Below are 15,999 nucleotides of genomic sequence, written 5' to 3' on the forward strand. Positions count from 1 at the left end.
TTTTAGGGGCGGATCTGGGTGCGCCTGACTGGCTGCCGGCTCAGGAGCGATCCTGGGGATAGCGCATGGCGAGAGGAAAGGGCGGCAGCCAGGCTTCGCGCCGGCACGTCCAGCATTCGTAGGTCGGTTGCAGTTGGTCCGGCGCGTCGAGGGCGCCCAGGTGCACTTCGATTTCATCGTCACTGCGGGCGAACAGCGAGGCGCCGCAACGCGGGCAAAAGTGGCGTCCGGCGTAGCTGTGGGTTTCGCCGCTGACCGTTACGGCGTTCTGGGGGAAGATCGCAGCGGCGTAGAACAGTGCGCCGTGGTGCTTGCGGCAGTCGAGGCAATGGCAGATGCCGACCCGCTCAGGCTGGCCCATCGCCTCGATGCGTACCTGGCCACACAGGCAACCACCGGTTAATCGATCCATGCCACACCTCCTGCAGGCCCATGGCAGCAACCATAGCAGCAGGTGAGCGCTCAATGACTCAGGGGCGATAGGCGCGCAGGAACATTTCGACGGTGGCGCGCGCGTGCTGCTCCTGCTGCACCTCGGTTTCCGGCTCGCCGCAGCCGATCAGCAGGCGGAAGTTGGCGCCGCCCTTGAGCAGGGAAAAGAACTGGTCGGCGGCGAGCTTTGGCGACTCGATGCGCAACTGGCCGCTGTGGTCCATCTTGCCCAGCAGGCGCTCCATCTCGGCCAGCAGGCGCTGCGGCCCGGCCTCGTAGAATATCTTCGCCAGTTGCGGGTCCTGGGCGCCGAGACTGGTCATCAGCCGGTGCAGGTCGACCGATTCGCTGCTATTGAGCAACTGGCTGAAGCCGCGGGCGATGTTCAGCAGCACATTGTGGGCGCTGGCGCCGACGGGGAACTCGAAGAACAGCTCGGGCAATTGCTCCTCGCAGCGGGCCTTCACCGCAGCGCAGAACAGCGTCTCCTTGTCGGTGAAGTGGCTGTACACCGTGAGCTTGGAAACTCCGGCATGGGCGGCGATGGCGTCCATGCTGCTGCCGGCGTAACCGTGGCGCACGAACAGGCATTTGGCCGCTTCGAGAATGGCTTGGCGCTTGGCGGGATCCTTGGGACGGCCGGGGCCGCTGGACTGCAATGAAGTGTCTGACATCGGGCGATTTTAATACTGGACTGCCGAGTACGCTATTTTTAATATACTCGGCAGTACAACTATTAAAAAGTTCCCGCCGAAGGACGCTCATCATGTCTCGCCATGCTCTGTCTCGCCTCGCGCCCCTGTGCCTGGCCCTTTCCCTCGCTGCCTGCAGCGATACCCAGGCGCCACAGCCGGGCATTCGACCGGCCATGGTCGCGCAGCCGCAACTGGCGGCGGAGCAGGTGGACAGCTACCCAGGTGAGGTGCGGGCACGGCTGGAACCGGAACTGGCGTTTCGCATCGGCGGCAAGGTCACCCGGCGCCTGGTCGAAGTGGGCCAGCGGGTCGACAAGGATGCATCGCTGGCCGAGCTGGATCCGCAGGATGTGCGCCTGCAGCTCGACGCCACCCGCGCCCAGCTGCAGTCGGCCGAATCCAACCTGCAACTGGCGCGTGCCGAGCGCGACCGTTATCGCACCCTGCAGCAGCGCGGGATGATCAGCAAATCCCTAGCGGACAACGCCGAAAACACCTTTCGCGCTGCCGAAGCGCGCCTGCGCCAGGTGCGCGCCGAGCTCAACGTCGCCGACAACCAGGCCGGCTACGCGGTACTGAAGGCGCCGCAGAGCGGGGTGATCGTGCAGCGCCGTGCCGAGGTCGGGCAGGTGGTGGCGGCCGGGCAGACGGTGTTCGTGCTGGCCGCCGATGGCGAACGCGAGGTGGCGATCGACCTGCCCGAGCAGGCGATCAGAAACCTCGCCATCGGCCAGGAGGTGGCCGTGGAGCTGTGGTCGCAGCCCGGCCAGCAGCTGGCCGGGCGTGTGCGTGAACTGTCGCCGGCGGCCGATCCGCGTTCGCGCACCTATGCGGCGCGCATCGCCCTGCAACGGTCGGATGCGCGAGTCGAGCTGGGTCAGAGTGCCCGGGTGTTTATCGCCCGCCATGGGGACGTGCCGCTGGCGGTGCCGCTGTCGGCCCTGAGTGCGGAGCAGGGCCAGCCCTATGTCTGGGTGGTCGACCCGCAGAGCTCCACGCTCAAGCGCACCGCCGTGCGGGTCGGCGCCTATGGCGAAAAGAGCGTACCGGTGCTCGAGGGTCTGGAGGCCAGCGACTGGGTTGTGGTGGCTGGCGTGCAGGTGCTGCTGGACGGCCAGCAGGTGCGCCCGGTGGACCGGCAGAACCGCGCCGTCGACCTGGCCGCCAAGGAGTAAGCGCCGATGTCGTTCAACCTCTCCGCCTGGGCGCTGCAGCACCGCCAGATCGTGCTCTACCTCATGCTGCTGCTCGGCGTCGTCGGCGCGCTGTCCTACACCAAGCTAGGGCAGAGCGAGGATCCGCCGTTCACCTTCAAGGCCATGGTGGTGAAGACCAACTGGCCGGGCGCCACCGCCGAGCAGGTGTCGCGCCAGGTCACCGAGCGCATCGAGAAGAAATTGATGGAAACCGGCGAGTACGAACGCATCGTGTCGTTCTCGCGGCCCGGCGAGTCCCAGGTCACCTTCATGGCCCGCGACTCGATGCACTCCGACGAAATTCCCGAACTCTGGTACCAGCTGCGCAAGAAGATCGGCGACATTCGCCATACCTTGCCCGCCGGCATCCAGGGGCCGTTCTTCAACGACGAATTCGGTACCACCTTCGGCAATATCTACGCCCTGACCGGCAACGGTTTCGACTATGCGGTGCTCAAGGATTACGCCGACCGCGTGCAACTGCAGCTGCAGCGCGTGAAGGATGTCGGCAAGGTCGAGCTGGTCGGCCTGCAGGACGAGAAGATCTGGATCGAGCTGTCCAACACCAAGCTGGCCACCCTCGGCCTGCCGCTTTCTGCCGTGCAGCAGGCCCTCGAACAGCAGAACGCCATGCCCGTGGCCGGCTTCTTCGAGACCGACAGCGACCGGGTGCAACTGCGGGTCAGCGGCAACTTCGAGACCGTCGAGCAGATCCGCGATTTTCCCATCCGTGTGGCCGAGCGCACCTTTCGCATTGGCGATGTAGCCGAGGTCAGTCGCGGCTTCAATGACCCACCAGCGCCGCGCATGCGCTTTATGGGCGAGGATGCCATCGGTCTCGCGGTTTCCATGAAGCCCGGCGGCGACATCCTGGTGCTCGGCAAGGCGCTGGAGGGCGAATTCACCCGCCTGCAGAACAACCTGCCGGCGGGCATGCAACTGCGCAAGGTGTCCGATCAGCCGGCGGCGGTGAAGACCGGCGTCGGCGAGTTCGTCAAGGTGCTCACCGAGGCGCTGATCATCGTCCTGCTGGTCAGCTTCTTCTCCCTCGGGCTACGTACCGGGCTGGTGGTGGCGCTGTCGATTCCCCTGGTGCTGGCGATGACCTTCGCCGCCATGTACTACCTGGACATCGGCCTGCACAAGATATCCCTCGGCGCCCTGGTGCTGGCCCTGGGCCTGCTGGTGGACGACGCGATCATCGCCGTGGAGATCATGGCCATCAAGATGGAGCAGGGCTACGACCGGCTCAAGGCGGCGAGCTTCGCCTGGACCAGCACGGCGTTCCCCATGCTCACCGGCACGCTGATCACCGCGGCGGGCTTTCTGCCCATCGCCACCGCGCAGTCGGGCACTGGTGAGTACACCCGCTCGATCTTCCAGGTGGTGACCATCGCGCTGCTGATGTCCTGGGTGGCGGCGGTGATGTTCGTGCCGTACCTGGGCGCGCGTCTGCTGCCGGATCTGGCCAGGCGCGCTGCCGAAAAGCACGGCAGCAGTGGCGGGCATGACCCTTATTCAACACCTTTCTATGCACGTGTCCGTCGCCTGGTGGACGGGTGCGTGCGCTGGCGCAAGACGGTCATCGTGCTGACCCTGGCGCTGTTCGTCGGCTCGATCTTTCTGTTCCGGTTCGTGCCGCAGCAGTTCTTTCCCGCTTCGGGGCGCCTGGAGCTGATGGTCGATTTCAAGCTGGCCGAAGGCGCTTCGCTGATCGCCACCGAGGCCGAGGTGCGCCGCCTGGAAGCGCGCCTGGCGGGTCATCCAGGCGTGGATAACTACGTGGCCTATGTCGGCACCGGGTCGCCGCGCTTCTACCTGCCGCTGGATCAGCAGTTGCCGGCCACCAGCTTCGCGCAGATCGTGGTGCTGGCCACATCCATCGAGGAACGCGAAGCCGTACGCGCCTGGTTGATCGAGGTGCTGCACGACGAATTTCCGAGCCTGCGCACACGTATCTCGCGCCTGGAGAATGGTCCGCCGGTGGGCTACCCGGTGCAGTTCCGGGTCTCCGGCGAGCATATCGACGAAGTGCGCGCCCTGGCCCGCCAGGTCGCCGACAAGGTGCGCGCCAACCCCGACGTGGTCAACGTGCACCTGGACTGGCAGGAGCCGAGCAAGGTGGTGTACCTGAACATCGACCAGGAGCGCGCCCGCGCCCTGGGCGTGAGCACCGCCGAGGTGGCCAAGTTCCTGCGCAGCTCGCTCAACGGTTCGTCGGTCAGCGACTACCGCGAGGACAACGAGCTGATCGAAATCCTCCTGCGCGGCACCTCGGCCGAGCGCCAGGCGCTGCAATTGCTGCCGAGCCTGGCGGTGCCCACCGACAGCGGCAAGAGCGTGGCCCTGGCGCAGATCGCCAGCCTGGAGTACGGCTTCGAAGAGGGGGTGATCTGGCACCGCAACCGCTTGCCGACGGTCACCGTGCGCGCCGATATCTATGGGGCCCGGCAACCCGTCACCCTGACCCAGCAGATCCTGCCGACCCTGGCCGATATCCGCGCCAGCCTGCCGGATGGTTATCTGCTGGAAGTGGGCGGCTCGGTGGAGGATTCCTCCAAGGGCCAGGCCTCGGTGGCGGCCGGCGTGCCCTTGTTCGTGGTGGTGGTGCTGACCCTGCTGATGCTGCAGCTCAAGAGCTTCTCGCGCATGATCATGGTGTTCCTCACCGCGCCGCTGGGGCTGATCGGCGTGACCCTGTTCCTGCTGCTGTTCGGCCAGCCGTTCGGCTTCGTGGCGATGCTCGGCACCATCGCGCTATCGGGGATGATCATGCGCAACTCGGTGATCCTGGTCGACCAGATCGAGCAGGACCGCGAGGCCGGGCTGGACAGCTGGAACGCCATAGTCGAAGCCACCGTGCGGCGCTTCCGGCCCATCGTGCTGACCGCATTGGCCGCCGTGCTGGCGATGATTCCGCTGTCGCGCAGCGTGTTCTTCGGGCCGATGGCGGTGGCGATCATGGGCGGGCTGGTGGTGGCCACGGCGCTGACCCTGCTGTTCTTGCCGGCGCTGTATGCGGCGTGGTTTCGCGTCAAACCGAGCGACAGGGCGCAGGCTGCGGGTGATAGTTAAGAGCCTGATTGGGCTTTGAGAACTCGCGTTGGCTAGGGAGCGTTGGTAAAAGGCAAGAGCGGACGTTCCCAGCGTAGGGTGGACAACGCTCTTTTTGTCCACCATTGCGCTCGCAGAGCGGTGGACGGATGAAGCGTCGTCCACCCTACGAAAGGCCGCTTCCGCCACTTTTCAGCCATCACCTTCGTAAGGTAGGCGACGCTTTATCCGTATCGCAGCGCAGAAAAAAGGGGCTGGTGCATAACGCGCCAGCCCCTTTTCTTGCAGCTCGCCGCTTACAGCGCACCAAAGACCTTCTTCGCCAGGCTGGTCGCCGCCGCGGCCGGGTTTTCGCGGATGCTGGCCTCCTGCTTGGCGATCATGTCGAACAGCCCATCGAGGGCCTGCTCGGTCACGTAGCTTTCGATATTGGCGCTCTTGGCGTCGAGCACGCCAAAGGTCGCCGCCTGGCCGGCGAAGCTGTTGTACTGCTTGGCCAGGCCGACCTGGTCGGTGGCCTGCTTGACGATGGGCAGGAACTTGGCGCGGATCTGTTCGCGGCTGCTCTTGTTCAGGTACTGGGTGGCCGAATCCTCGGGGCCTGCAAGGATGCTCTTGGCGTCCTGCACGCTCATCTTCTTCACCGCGTCGACCAGCAGCGCCTGGGCCTGGGGCACGGCGGCTTCGGCGGCCTTGTTCATGCTGGTTTCCAACTGCTCGACCTGGGCGCCCATGCCCATCATCTTCATGGTCTTGGCGGCCTTGCCGAGTTTGCCGGGCAGCTCGATGCGCACTTCGGGGTTGTTGCTGAAGCCGCCGGGCTTGCCGAGCTGCTGCACGGCCACCTTGGCGCCCTGGGTGAGGGCGTCCTTGAGGCCGCCGCTGGCGTCCTGCTGGCTGAGGTCGGAAAGCGACAGGGCGAGCACGTTGGCGGACAGCAGCAGGCCGGCGACGAGAACGGGGATGCGGAGCATGGCGGTAACCTTCGAGCGGTGGAAATAGGCAGCGAGCTTAGCAGGCTGAAGATGGGCGCGGCGAAGGTTGCGGGCAGGGCGGGGGAGGAGGACGGCACGCCCATGGCGGGCGTGCCGATCAGCGTTACTGGACTTCGAGGGCGGTCAGGCTTTCCAGGGTCAGGGCACCGACGGCCAGGCCGTTGGCGGTCTGGAATTCGGTCAGTGCGTCGAGGGTGCGCTTGCCGAGTTTGCCGTCCACGCGGCCCGGGTTGAAGCCACGCTTGACCAGGCTCTGCTGCAGGCGGGTTACCAGGTCGTCATTGATGTCCGGGTCGCAAATGGTCTGCCGCGAAACGATACGTGGGTTGCCCTCGAATCGGGTTACCTGCAGCTGGCGCTTTTCTTCCGGGAGGATGATCTGGTTGGCTTCCACCGGGCGCACCACTTCGGTGGAGGCGACCTTGGTGTATTCCGGATCCAAGGTGACTTCCACGGCCTGGGCCGGCTTGTCGACGATCCAGCGGGTCACGCTCTTGTACTGCGCGGGGTCGGTTTCCACCCGCACGGTTTCCGGCGAAACCAGCTTCTTGACCTTGACCACTTCCTGCTTGGCCGGCACCTGGCGGGCGCAGAAGGACATGGCGCCGGTGCTACTCGAATAACGGGTGCCGGCGGCGCGGCACTGGTCGAGTACGGTCTTGGCCTCTTCGAGGGTCACGGTTTCCTTGACGTCCTCGTAGACGGCCGGCACCACGATGTAGCGCTTCACTTCCGGGCGAATCTTCACCTGCTCGGAGACCACCCGGTAGGTCGGCGGCTCGATGCGGTAGGTCTTGGTACCTTCACGGGCGACCACCTGCTTGAAGCCCTTTTCGAGCTCGGCAGGGGTGACGGTGATCTTGTTGACCGAGTCCTTGACCACCACTTCCTGGGTGCTCTGCACCGGGCGTGGGCGAACCTGGGCATGCACCCAGCACTGACCCGGCTGGATTTCGTATTCCTGGGGCTCGCGGGCGGCCGGCGTGGCGGCTGGCGCCTCGCTCGGCGTCGCGGCAGCAGCCGGCTGCGGCGCGGGTTGCGCGCTGGCGGGTGCGGCGGCGGTCTGTTCTGCGACGGGAGCCGGTTGCGACGGCTTTTCTTCTTGAGAGGTCGATGCGGACGGTTGCATGGCGCAACCGGAAACCACGATCGCCAGTGATCCTAGAATGGTGTGATAACGCACGAAAATCCCTGCCCTAAGTGGCCTCAGCGACGCATCTTAGGGGCTGGGGCGGCAAAGCTCAATAACGCCCGCCGCACTCGACGCATCCACGAGATAGCTGGCGTGTCAGAGCCCGTCGAGCAGCTCCTCGCTGCGTGCCATGGTCACCTGGCGGATCGACAGGCGAATCTCGGCCGGCAGTACGCGCTTGGCGGCGCCTTCGGCCAGTTCGGCGAAGGCTGGCGGATGGCTGAGCTTGCCGGCTTCGTCCTGGCGCAGTACGCCCTGGTCGAGCAACGTCAGGATGAAGTGGCGGAACAGGCTCTTGTCGAAGAACTCCGGCGCGTTGAGCCCGTGCAGGATCGACAGGCGCTGGGCCATGACCGTGCACAGCTCTTCCAGCTCCTCGGCGCTGATCGCGTTCTGCCCGGCGTTGAGCAGCAGCGCACTGGCCATGTAGAAGCGCTGCAGGGTCTGGGCGATGGCCCGCGACAGCAGGGTCAGCAACACGAAGTTGCGCGAGCTGGGCGCCGGGCGCACGTAGAGGTCGTTCTCCTGCCTGAGCAGGCCCTGCTCGACGAAGGCGTCGAGCCACTGGTCGACCACCTCGTCGAGGTCCTCGTCGGCCCAGCGCATGTACAGCTCGGCCTGCAGGTACGGATACAGCGCGTGGACGAAACGCAGGATCTGCTCGCGGCTCATCCGCCCGCTGCTCTGGAAGAAGCTGGCGATCAGGCCGGGCAGGGCGAAGATGTGCAGCACGTTGTTGCGGTAGTAGGTCATCAGCACCGCGTTCTGTTCGTCCAGGTAGAGAATGCGCCCCAGCGCGTCCTTCTGCTCGGACAGCAGTTCCATGCCGCGCACGTGCTCGATCAGCGCCAGGCCATCGCCCTCCGGCACCGTGTTGTGCGGCGAGTAGGGCACCCGGCGCAGCAGGCTCTGGTAGAGGTCGAGGATGCGCACCAGGCCGCGCTCGTCCAGGGCCAGCTTGCTGGTGGACAGCAGTGCCAGGGCCACCAGGTTGACCGGGTTGATCGCCGCCGCCTCGTTGAGGCGCTGGGCCACCCGCTCGCCGAGCCGGTTGGTGGTGTCGTTGAGCCACGCCGGCCGGTAATCCGGGCCCAGGTTCTGGGCGCGCCAGTCGGGCTGCAGGGCATCGAGAAAGGCATCCAGCTTGATCGGCTCGCCGAAGTTGACCCACACATGGCCGAAGCGCTGCTTGAGCGCGCCGATGACCTTGAAGATGTCGAAGATCGACTCCTTCTTCTTGCTCGCCCCGCGCAGCTCGCCCAGATAGGTACGGCCCTCCAGCACCCGCTCGTAGCCGATGTACACCGGCACGAACACCACCGGCAGGCGGTGGCTCTGCAGGTAGCTGCGCAGGGTGATGGCGAGCATGCCGGTCTTCGGCCTGAGCATGCGCCCGGTGCGCGAGCGGCCGCCTTCGACGAAGTACTCCACCGGGTAGCCCTTGCGGATCAGGGTGTGCAGGTATTCGTTGAACACCGCGGTGTACAGCGGGTTGCCCTTGAAGCTGCGGCGCATGAAGAAGGCGCCGCCGCGGCGCAGCAGGCCGCCGATGATCGGCATGTTGAGGTTGATGCCGGCGGCGATGTGCGGCGGCGTCAGGCCGTTGCGGAACAGCAGGTAGGAGAGCAGCAGGTAGTCGATGTGGCTGCGGTGGCAGGGCACGTAGATCACCTCGTGGCCCTGGGCGATGTCCTGCACGCCTTCGATATGGTTGACCTTGATGCCGTCGTAGATCTTGTTCCAGAACCACGACAGGATCAGCTCGAGAAAGCGGATCGCCGTGTAGGTGTAGTCCGAGGCGATCTCGTTGCCGTAGCGCAGGGCCAGGGCCTCGGCCTTCTCGACGGCGATGTTGTCGCGGGCGGCTTCCTCGGCAATCGCCTGGCGCACCTGGGGGCCGTGCACCAGGCCCTTGACCAGGTTGCGACGGTGCGACACGTCCGGGCCGATGACCGCCGCCTTCTGGTTGCGAAAGTGCACCCGCAGGATGCGGTGCACCATGCGCAGGGTGCGTTCCTGGCCCTTGTTCTGCTCGATCAACTCGCGCAGCTGGATCGGCGTGGAGAACTGCACGCGGGTGGTGCGGCCCAGGATCAGGATGCTCACCAGTCGGCGCAGGCGGCCGGTGACCGCCCAGCTGTCGGCGAACAACAGCTTCCAGGGGCTGGTTTCCCGATTGGGCGACTGCCCCCAGAACACGCTGACCGGAATGATCTGCGCCTGCTCGGCGGCCTGTTCGCTGAGGGCGGCGACCATGCGCTGCAGGGTCGGCGAGATGCCGCGCTTGTCCTGGCGGCCGAGCCAGTCGGGCTCCGGCGTCAGGTAGAAGAACGCCGCCGGCTCGATCAGCTCGCCCACTGCCACGGGCAGCACCGGGCGCGGCAGGTTGGCCTTGGTGCATTCGTGGTCGAGCACCGCCAGGTCGCTCACCGACGGCTGCTGCAGCACGTAGAACACCGGCTTGCTGCGGTCGAGCTTGAGGGTGAAGGCCGACTGGTTGATGGTTTCCGAGCGCACCCACAGGTACAGCAGGCGGCGCAGGGTACCGAAGGCAAGGCGGCGAAGCGGGGAGCGGGTCATACGAAATCTGGCTGCGGCGACGAGCCGGAGCTCGGGGCCGCTAGTGTGCCGGATCGCCGCCCTGTCGGCAAAATCTTGTAAAAGTTGCCGTTTCGTTGCGAAAAGCGCGGTTGCGGGCGCATCCCGCCTTGCCGATGCGAGGCAAGTTTTCATCCTGTGCCTGTGTACCCATGCTTTACCGCATCGGTTGTGGCGAGCTTTCACGCAGAGGCGAACGCGACGGTAGAGCCCCGGCGTGTTCCAGCGCAGCGCCTCGGTTTGCTATCGGATCGAGCGTGCGGACAGCCTTTGGCAGCATCTCCATTGCTGCGCTGGTTCTGTTGCGATCATGGAAACCGCTCGCGTTTCCAAAACTGTGATTCGGTTCCGCTGCATAGGCTTTGATAGCCAAGTGCCATATGTTTTAATCACGGCTCAAATGACATTATTTCTCAGGGACGACCTATGTTCTTCCGCAATGGATCTGCGGTGGTATGCCTCTGCTTGTCCACCTGGTCGCTGGCCGTGTTGGCCCAGACGCCACCGCCCAACCTGCCCACCAATCTGCCTTCGCCCCTGACTCAAGACCTGATCCGCGACCGTCAGGAGCGCCTGCTCGATGAGCAGCAGCAGCGCCTGCAGGAACTGCAGCAGCTGCCGGGCAAGCGCGCCGAGCCGACGGCACCACCGGCTGCCGAGGACGAGCGCTGCTTCGCCATCGAACAGATCGAGATCAGCGGCGCCAGCCTGCTGTCCGCGGCCGATCGCAGTACCATTCTCGCGCCCTTCGCCGACAGCTGCCTGGGCGTCAGCCAGCTCAACGAGCTGCTCAAGGCGATCACCAACCACTACGTCGACCGTGGTTACGTGACCACCCGCGCCTACCTGCCGCAGCAGGATCTGTCGGCCCGTACCCTGAAGATCACCGTGGTCGAAGGGCGCCTGGAAGGCCTCGACAGCTCTGCCCTGGCCAGTGATCGAGAACTGGCCATGAGCTTTCCCGGCGAGAGCGGCGAGATCCTCAACCTGCGGGAACTGGAGCAACTGGTCGACAACCTCAACCGCCTGCCGTCGCGCCCGGCACAGCTGGAGCTGGTGCCGGGTCAGCAGGTGGGCGGCAGCCGCGTGGGCCTCAAGGGCGAGCGCAGCAAGCCCTGGCACGCCAATATCAACCGCCACAATGATGGCCAGCGCAGCACCGGCGAGCAGCAGTGGGGCCTGGGCCTGACCTGGGACAGCCCGCTGGGCCTGGCCGACCAGCTGAGCCTGCGCGCCAGCCGTGATGCGGTCAGCGACAGCTATCGCCACTCCCATGCCCAGAGCCTGTCCTACAGCATCCCCTATGGCTGGTGGCGCGTGGACTACAGCTACAGCCAGAGCTACTACCGCACCCTGGGCCAGAGCAACGGCTTTCCCTTCGAGACCGATGGCGACAGCCAGCAGCACGCCCTGCGCGCCGAGCGCGTGCTGCACCGCGACAGCGTCAGCAAGACCGCCTTCAACACCGGCGTCAGCCATGTGCGCACCAACAACTTCATATTCGGCAACCGCATCGATCCCTCCAGCAACCGCCTAAGCGAATGGCAACTGGGTTTCAACCATGGCCGGCGCATCGGCAGCGCCTTCGTCAACGCCGATATCGGCTGGCAGCGCGGCATCGGCGCCTTCGACGCCCAGGGCAATGGCAATCCTCGTGGTGACCAGCCGGTGGCGCGCTACAACAAATACAGCCTGACCCTGAGCTACCTGCAGCCGTTCAGCCTGTGGGGCGAGCGCTTCAGTTTCGACAGCCTGGCCACCGGCCAGAAGAGCGAAGACCCGTTGTTCAGCTCCCAGCGCATCAGCATCGGTGGGCTCAACTCGGTACGCGCCTTCAAGGACCAGAACCTGTCCGGTGACAGCGGCGGCTACTGGCGCAACCAGCTGCGCTGGACGCGGCCGGTCACCTGGGCACCGCTGCAACCCTTCGTGCAGCAATACGGCGCGGCCCTGGCCTATGACGTGGGTGTGATCAGCCACGACCAGCACAACCCTGGTGCCAGCGGCCGCCTGAGCGGCCATGCCCTGGAGCTCAGCGCCCGGGGCGAACACCTGGCCGCCAGCGTGACCTTCGCCCATTCCCTGGAACGCCCTGACCTGATCACCGAGCGCGAGCGCCCGGTGTATTTCCGTCTCGACCTGTTCTTCTGATTGCCGATTCGCTTACACCCTGGAGCACCCTGACATGGACGTTCGCAGCCCGTTTTTCCAGAACATCGCCCTGATCGTTGCCGGCGTCATGTTCCTCAACCCCATCGTCGCCACTGCGGCGCAACTGACGGTTGACGCCCAGGCCGGCGGCAATACCAGCCTCGACCAGGCCGGCAACGGCGTGCCCATCGTCAATATCGCCACGCCCAATGGCAGCGGCCTGTCGCACAACAAGTTCACCGACTACAACGTCGGCCAGCAGGGGCTGATCCTCAACAATGCCACCGAGCGGCTGCAGAGCACCCAGCAGGGCGGCATCATCATTGGCAACCCCAACCTGCAGGGGCGAGCCGCCGGCGTCATCCTCAACGAAGTGACCGGCAGCAACCGCAGCCAGCTCAAGGGCTACACGGAAGTGGCCGGGCAGGCAGCGCATGTCATCGTCGCCAACCCCCACGGCATCACCTGCGACGGCTGCGGCTTTATCAACACCCCGCGGGCGACGCTGAGCACCGGCGCGCCGGTGGTCAACAATGGCCGCCTGCAGGGCTTCGACGTCAACGGCGGCGACATCGCCATCGAAGGCGCTGGCCTCAATGCCAGCAACGTCGACCAGTTCGACCTGATCACCCGCAGCGCGCAGATCAACGCCGAGATTCATGCCAAGCGCCTGAACGTCATCGCCGGCCGTAACGAGGTCGATGTGGCCACCCTGCAGGCCACCGCCAAGGCCGACGACGGCTCCCAGCAACCGCAACTGGCCATCGACAGCTCGGCCCTGGGTGGCATGTATGCCGGCGCGATCCGTCTGGTCGGCACAGAGTCGGGCGTGGGCGTGAAACTGGCCGGTGATATGGCGGCCAGTGCCGGGGATATCCAGATCGATGCCAGCGGGCAACTGACGCTCAATGACGCGGCGGCCGTCGGGCAGATTGCGGCACGCGCCCAGGGTGTTGAAACCCAGGGCCAGGTATATGCCGGCAGCCGGCTCGATGTTCAAGCCACAGAGGGTCTGGTGAACAGTGGCAGCCTGGCTGCTCGTGACCGGATAGAGCTGACTGGCGGCGCTAGCTTGATCAACGAGGGCCATATCGAAGCCGGAGTGAATGCCGACAACAGCCGCAATAATGCGGGCAGCGTTGTGCTCGCGGGCAAGCAGATAGGTAACACGGGTAGCGTGGTTGCCAGGGGTGATCTGCAGGTAGATGCCAAAGGTTTGCTGGATAACCGTGACGGTCAGTTGCTGGCCGAGGGTAATGCCCGAGTCGACAGCACCCAGCTCGACAACCACAAGGGACGCATCGTCGCCGATGGCAACCTCGCGCTGCGTAGTGGTCAAGTCGACAATGTTCAGGGACGTATCAGTGCTGGTCAGGCGCTTGAGGTCAACGCGACCGGTTTGGCCCAGCAGGGCGGTGTGCTCAGCAGTGGGGGGGACCTGAGTATCCATCTTGCCGGTGGCAATCTGGATAACCGTGCTGGGCTGATCAACGCCGGGCAGGCGCTGCGTGTAGATAGCGCCGCCAAGGTCGACAATGCAGCGGGCGAAATCTCCAGTCGCCAAGGTGTGCAGGTGGCGGCGGCCTCTCTGGATAATCAGGGCGGTAAGCTGCTTGCCGAAACCACGCTCGAGTTGACAGGGGAGCGTCTGCAAAACCGTGCTGGCCGTATCGCAGCCAATGGTGATCTGCAACTGCTGCTCGACGATATCGATAACCGTGGTGGGACGGTTTCCGGCCGAGCCAGGGTAACGATAGACACGCAACGTCTGGACAACAGTGACCAGGGCAAGGTGATCGGTGCGCACCTGATGCTCACCACCCAGCGCCTGCTCAATCGCAATCAGGGCCTGATCCACGGGCAGGGCAATACGCAGGTGGCCGGCGCCTGGCTGGACAACAGCGGCGGCTCGCTCTCCGCGGGTGAAGACTTGCTTGTCCAGCTCGCGTCGCGAGGCGAGCTCGATGGCGGGTTGATCAATGCCGATGGTTTGCTGGGCAGCGAAGGTGCGCTAAGCATCAGCGCCGCGCGCCTGGACAATCGCCAGGGCGATGTTTCCAGCGTTCGGGACTTGAACCTGACCCTGTTGGGAGAGCTGAGCAATCAGGGTGGCCGGGTGCTCGGTGACGCGGCTTTACAACTGCGCAGCGCTGACATGAGCAACGATCAGGGACTGATCTCGGCTGGCTCCACGCTCGCTCTGCACGCTGCGCAAATCGCCAACCGCAAGGGCCGTATCGCTGCTAGCGGGCCGCTGATACTGACGGCCAACGGCCTGCAACAACAGGGTGGCGAGCTATTCAGCAAGACCAGCCTGGCCCTTGACCTGCAGGGTGGCGTTCTCGATAACGCGGCTGGTTTCATCAACGCACCTGGTGCGTTGCGGCTCGACGGCCTTGGTGCGGTGAACAACCGAGGGGGTGAAATCTCCAGTCGTCAGGCCTTCGACCTGATGGCCAGCAGCCTGGACAACGGCAGCGGCAAGCTCGTCAGCGAGCAGGACCTGCGTGTTAGCGTTTCTGGCAACCTCGACAATAGAGGGGGCAGCCTGGCCGGTCGCCAGGTCGAGGTGAGTGCCGGCTCGCTGGATAATGGTGCTGACGGCCTGGTACGTAGTCAAGGTCGACTCGATGTCGAAGTGAGCGGCAGGTTGGCCAACCGAGGTGGCGAACTGCTCAGCGGTACGGCACTGGCGCTGCACGCCGCCGAGCTGGACAACGGTGGCGGCCATATCGCCAGCCAGGGGAATCTGACCGCCGAGGTTGGGCAACTGACCCAGGTGGCGGGTGAGCTGCTGGCCGAGGGTGATCTGAATCTGGTGGCGCAACGGCTGGACAACCAGAAAAGCCGGGTCGCGGCCAATGGTTCCCTGAGCGTGACGGTTGGCGACATCGACAATCGCGGCGGCGAGATATCCAGCCGTGGCAGCGCAGGTGTCAACGCTTTGATGCTCGACAACGGTGACGGTGGTTGCCTGCTGGCGGCACATCTCAGCCTGGTGGCTGCGCGTCTGCTCAATCGCGACAAGGGGCTGATCTTCGGGCGTGATCAGCTTCACCTCAGCGGTGCTCACCTGAACAATGCCGGCGGTACCCTTGCCAGCGATAAGCGCGTGCTGATCGAACTCGCTGCCGGTACGGGTGACCCGACCCTCGATGGCCAACTGATTAACCGCGCAGGAAAAATCAGCAGCGAAGGCGCGCTTAGCGTCACTGCAGCCAAGCTCGACAACAGCGCAGGGAGCCTTTCCAGCGCTGGAACGTTGCAGGTCACCAGCCAGGGCGCAATGCTCAATCAGCAGGGGCGTCTGCTCACCGATGCCGGGTTGTTGCTGCGCAGCGCCGGTCTAGACAACCGCCATGGCCAGATATCCGCGGTGGAGCAACTGAGCGTCACCACAGAGCGTTTCGACAACCACAGTGGTCGCCTGACAGGTAACGCCAGTCTGAACCTGCAGACCGATCAGATCGGCAACGCCCAAGGGCGTATTGCCGCCAGGGGCCCGCTGTTCGTGCAGGCCAGCGGCCTGGCGCAGCAGGACGGTGAACTGTTCAGCCAGACCAGCCTCACCCTCGACCTCAAGGGCGGTGATCTGAACAATGACGCCGGCTTGCTGCATGCTCCCGGCCAACTGTTGCTCAACAACCTGGGGCAGTGAGTAACCGGGGCGGCGAAATCTCCAGCAG

Annotated in this window: 9 protein-coding genes; 4 read left to right on the forward strand and 5 right to left on the reverse strand. The window is 65.1% G+C overall.

From position 1 onward, the window contains the following. Positions 1-40: 40 nt before the first annotated feature. Positions 41-412 (reverse strand): GFA family protein, encoded by a 372-nt coding sequence (locus SA190iCDA_RS07420; protein WP_070884193.1) that lies wholly within the window; start codon positions 410-412, stop codon positions 41-43. A 58-nt stretch (positions 413-470) separates the two neighbouring features. Then, a complete protein-coding gene (locus SA190iCDA_RS07425) occupies positions 471-1,106 on the reverse strand; it encodes a TetR/AcrR family transcriptional regulator (RefSeq protein WP_070884192.1) in 636 nt (211 codons plus the stop codon). 92 nt (positions 1,107-1,198) lie between these two features. Here SA190iCDA_RS07425 and SA190iCDA_RS07430 point away from each other — a divergent pair, with 92 nt between their 5' ends. Together SA190iCDA_RS07430 and SA190iCDA_RS07435 are read left to right on the forward strand one after the other, a co-directional pair. Next, positions 1,199-2,302 carry an efflux RND transporter periplasmic adaptor subunit gene (locus SA190iCDA_RS07430; protein WP_070884191.1) on the forward strand — a complete coding sequence of 368 codons (1,104 nt, stop codon included), beginning with the start codon at positions 1,199-1,201 and terminating at the stop codon, positions 2,300-2,302. Between the two features lie 6 nt (positions 2,303-2,308). Continuing rightward, the gene (locus SA190iCDA_RS07435; RefSeq protein ID WP_070884190.1) at positions 2,309-5,398 is read left to right on the forward strand and encodes an efflux RND transporter permease subunit; all 3,090 of its coding nucleotides are present in this window, start codon (positions 2,309-2,311) and stop codon (positions 5,396-5,398) included. Positions 5,399-5,673: 275 nt separating this feature from the next. Here SA190iCDA_RS07435 and SA190iCDA_RS07440 read toward each other — a convergent pair whose 3' ends face one another. The 3 genes from SA190iCDA_RS07440 to plsB form a co-directional block, all read right to left on the reverse strand. Continuing rightward, the gene (locus SA190iCDA_RS07440; protein ID WP_070884189.1) at positions 5,674-6,351 is read right to left on the reverse strand and encodes a DUF4197 domain-containing protein; all 678 of its coding nucleotides are present in this window, start codon (positions 6,349-6,351) and stop codon (positions 5,674-5,676) included. Between the two features lie 124 nt (positions 6,352-6,475). Then, complete coding sequence (locus SA190iCDA_RS07445; protein WP_070884188.1) at positions 6,476-7,501, reverse strand: peptidoglycan-binding domain-containing protein; 1,026 nt, start codon at positions 7,499-7,501, stop codon at positions 6,476-6,478. 159 nt (positions 7,502-7,660) lie between these two features. Continuing rightward, positions 7,661-10,144 (reverse strand): glycerol-3-phosphate 1-O-acyltransferase PlsB, encoded by a 2,484-nt coding sequence (gene plsB / locus SA190iCDA_RS07450; protein WP_070884187.1) that lies wholly within the window; start codon positions 10,142-10,144, stop codon positions 7,661-7,663. A 444-nt stretch (positions 10,145-10,588) separates the two neighbouring features. Between plsB and SA190iCDA_RS07455 the strand changes: the two genes are divergently transcribed. Both SA190iCDA_RS07455 and SA190iCDA_RS07460 read left to right on the forward strand, forming a co-directional pair. After that, entirely contained in the window at positions 10,589-12,313 is a 1,725-nt protein-coding gene (locus tag SA190iCDA_RS07455) for a ShlB/FhaC/HecB family hemolysin secretion/activation protein (protein ID WP_083329701.1), read from the forward strand. A gap of 34 nt (positions 12,314-12,347) precedes the next feature. Next, a complete protein-coding gene (locus tag SA190iCDA_RS07460) occupies positions 12,348-15,971 on the forward strand; it encodes a filamentous hemagglutinin N-terminal domain-containing protein (RefSeq protein WP_236101080.1) in 3,624 nt (1,207 codons plus the stop codon). The last annotated feature ends 28 nt before the right edge of the window (positions 15,972-15,999 follow it).

This window comes from Pseudomonas argentinensis (assembly GCF_001839655.2).
GTDB lineage: Bacteria > Pseudomonadota > Gammaproteobacteria > Pseudomonadales > Pseudomonadaceae > Aquipseudomonas > Aquipseudomonas argentinensis_B.

Coding starts and splice junctions, on each gene's coding strand:
- SA190iCDA_RS07420 (WP_070884193.1), bottom strand. CDS start 412: ATGGATCGATTAACCGGTGGTTGCCTGTGTGGCCAGGTACGCATCGAG.
- SA190iCDA_RS07425 (WP_070884192.1), bottom strand. CDS start 1,106: ATGTCAGACACTTCATTGCAGTCCAGCGGCCCCGGCCGTCCCAAGGAT.
- SA190iCDA_RS07430 (WP_070884191.1), top strand. CDS start 1,199: ATGTCTCGCCATGCTCTGTCTCGCCTCGCGCCCCTGTGCCTGGCCCTT.
- SA190iCDA_RS07435 (WP_070884190.1), top strand. CDS start 2,309: ATGTCGTTCAACCTCTCCGCCTGGGCGCTGCAGCACCGCCAGATCGTG.
- SA190iCDA_RS07440 (WP_070884189.1), bottom strand. CDS start 6,351: ATGCTCCGCATCCCCGTTCTCGTCGCCGGCCTGCTGCTGTCCGCCAAC.
- SA190iCDA_RS07445 (WP_070884188.1), bottom strand. CDS start 7,501: ATGCAACCGTCCGCATCGACCTCTCAAGAAGAAAAGCCGTCGCAACCG.
- plsB (WP_070884187.1), bottom strand. CDS start 10,144: ATGACCCGCTCCCCGCTTCGCCGCCTTGCCTTCGGTACCCTGCGCCGC.
- SA190iCDA_RS07455 (WP_083329701.1), top strand. CDS start 10,589: ATGTTCTTCCGCAATGGATCTGCGGTGGTATGCCTCTGCTTGTCCACC.
- SA190iCDA_RS07460 (WP_236101080.1), top strand. CDS start 12,348: ATGGACGTTCGCAGCCCGTTTTTCCAGAACATCGCCCTGATCGTTGCC.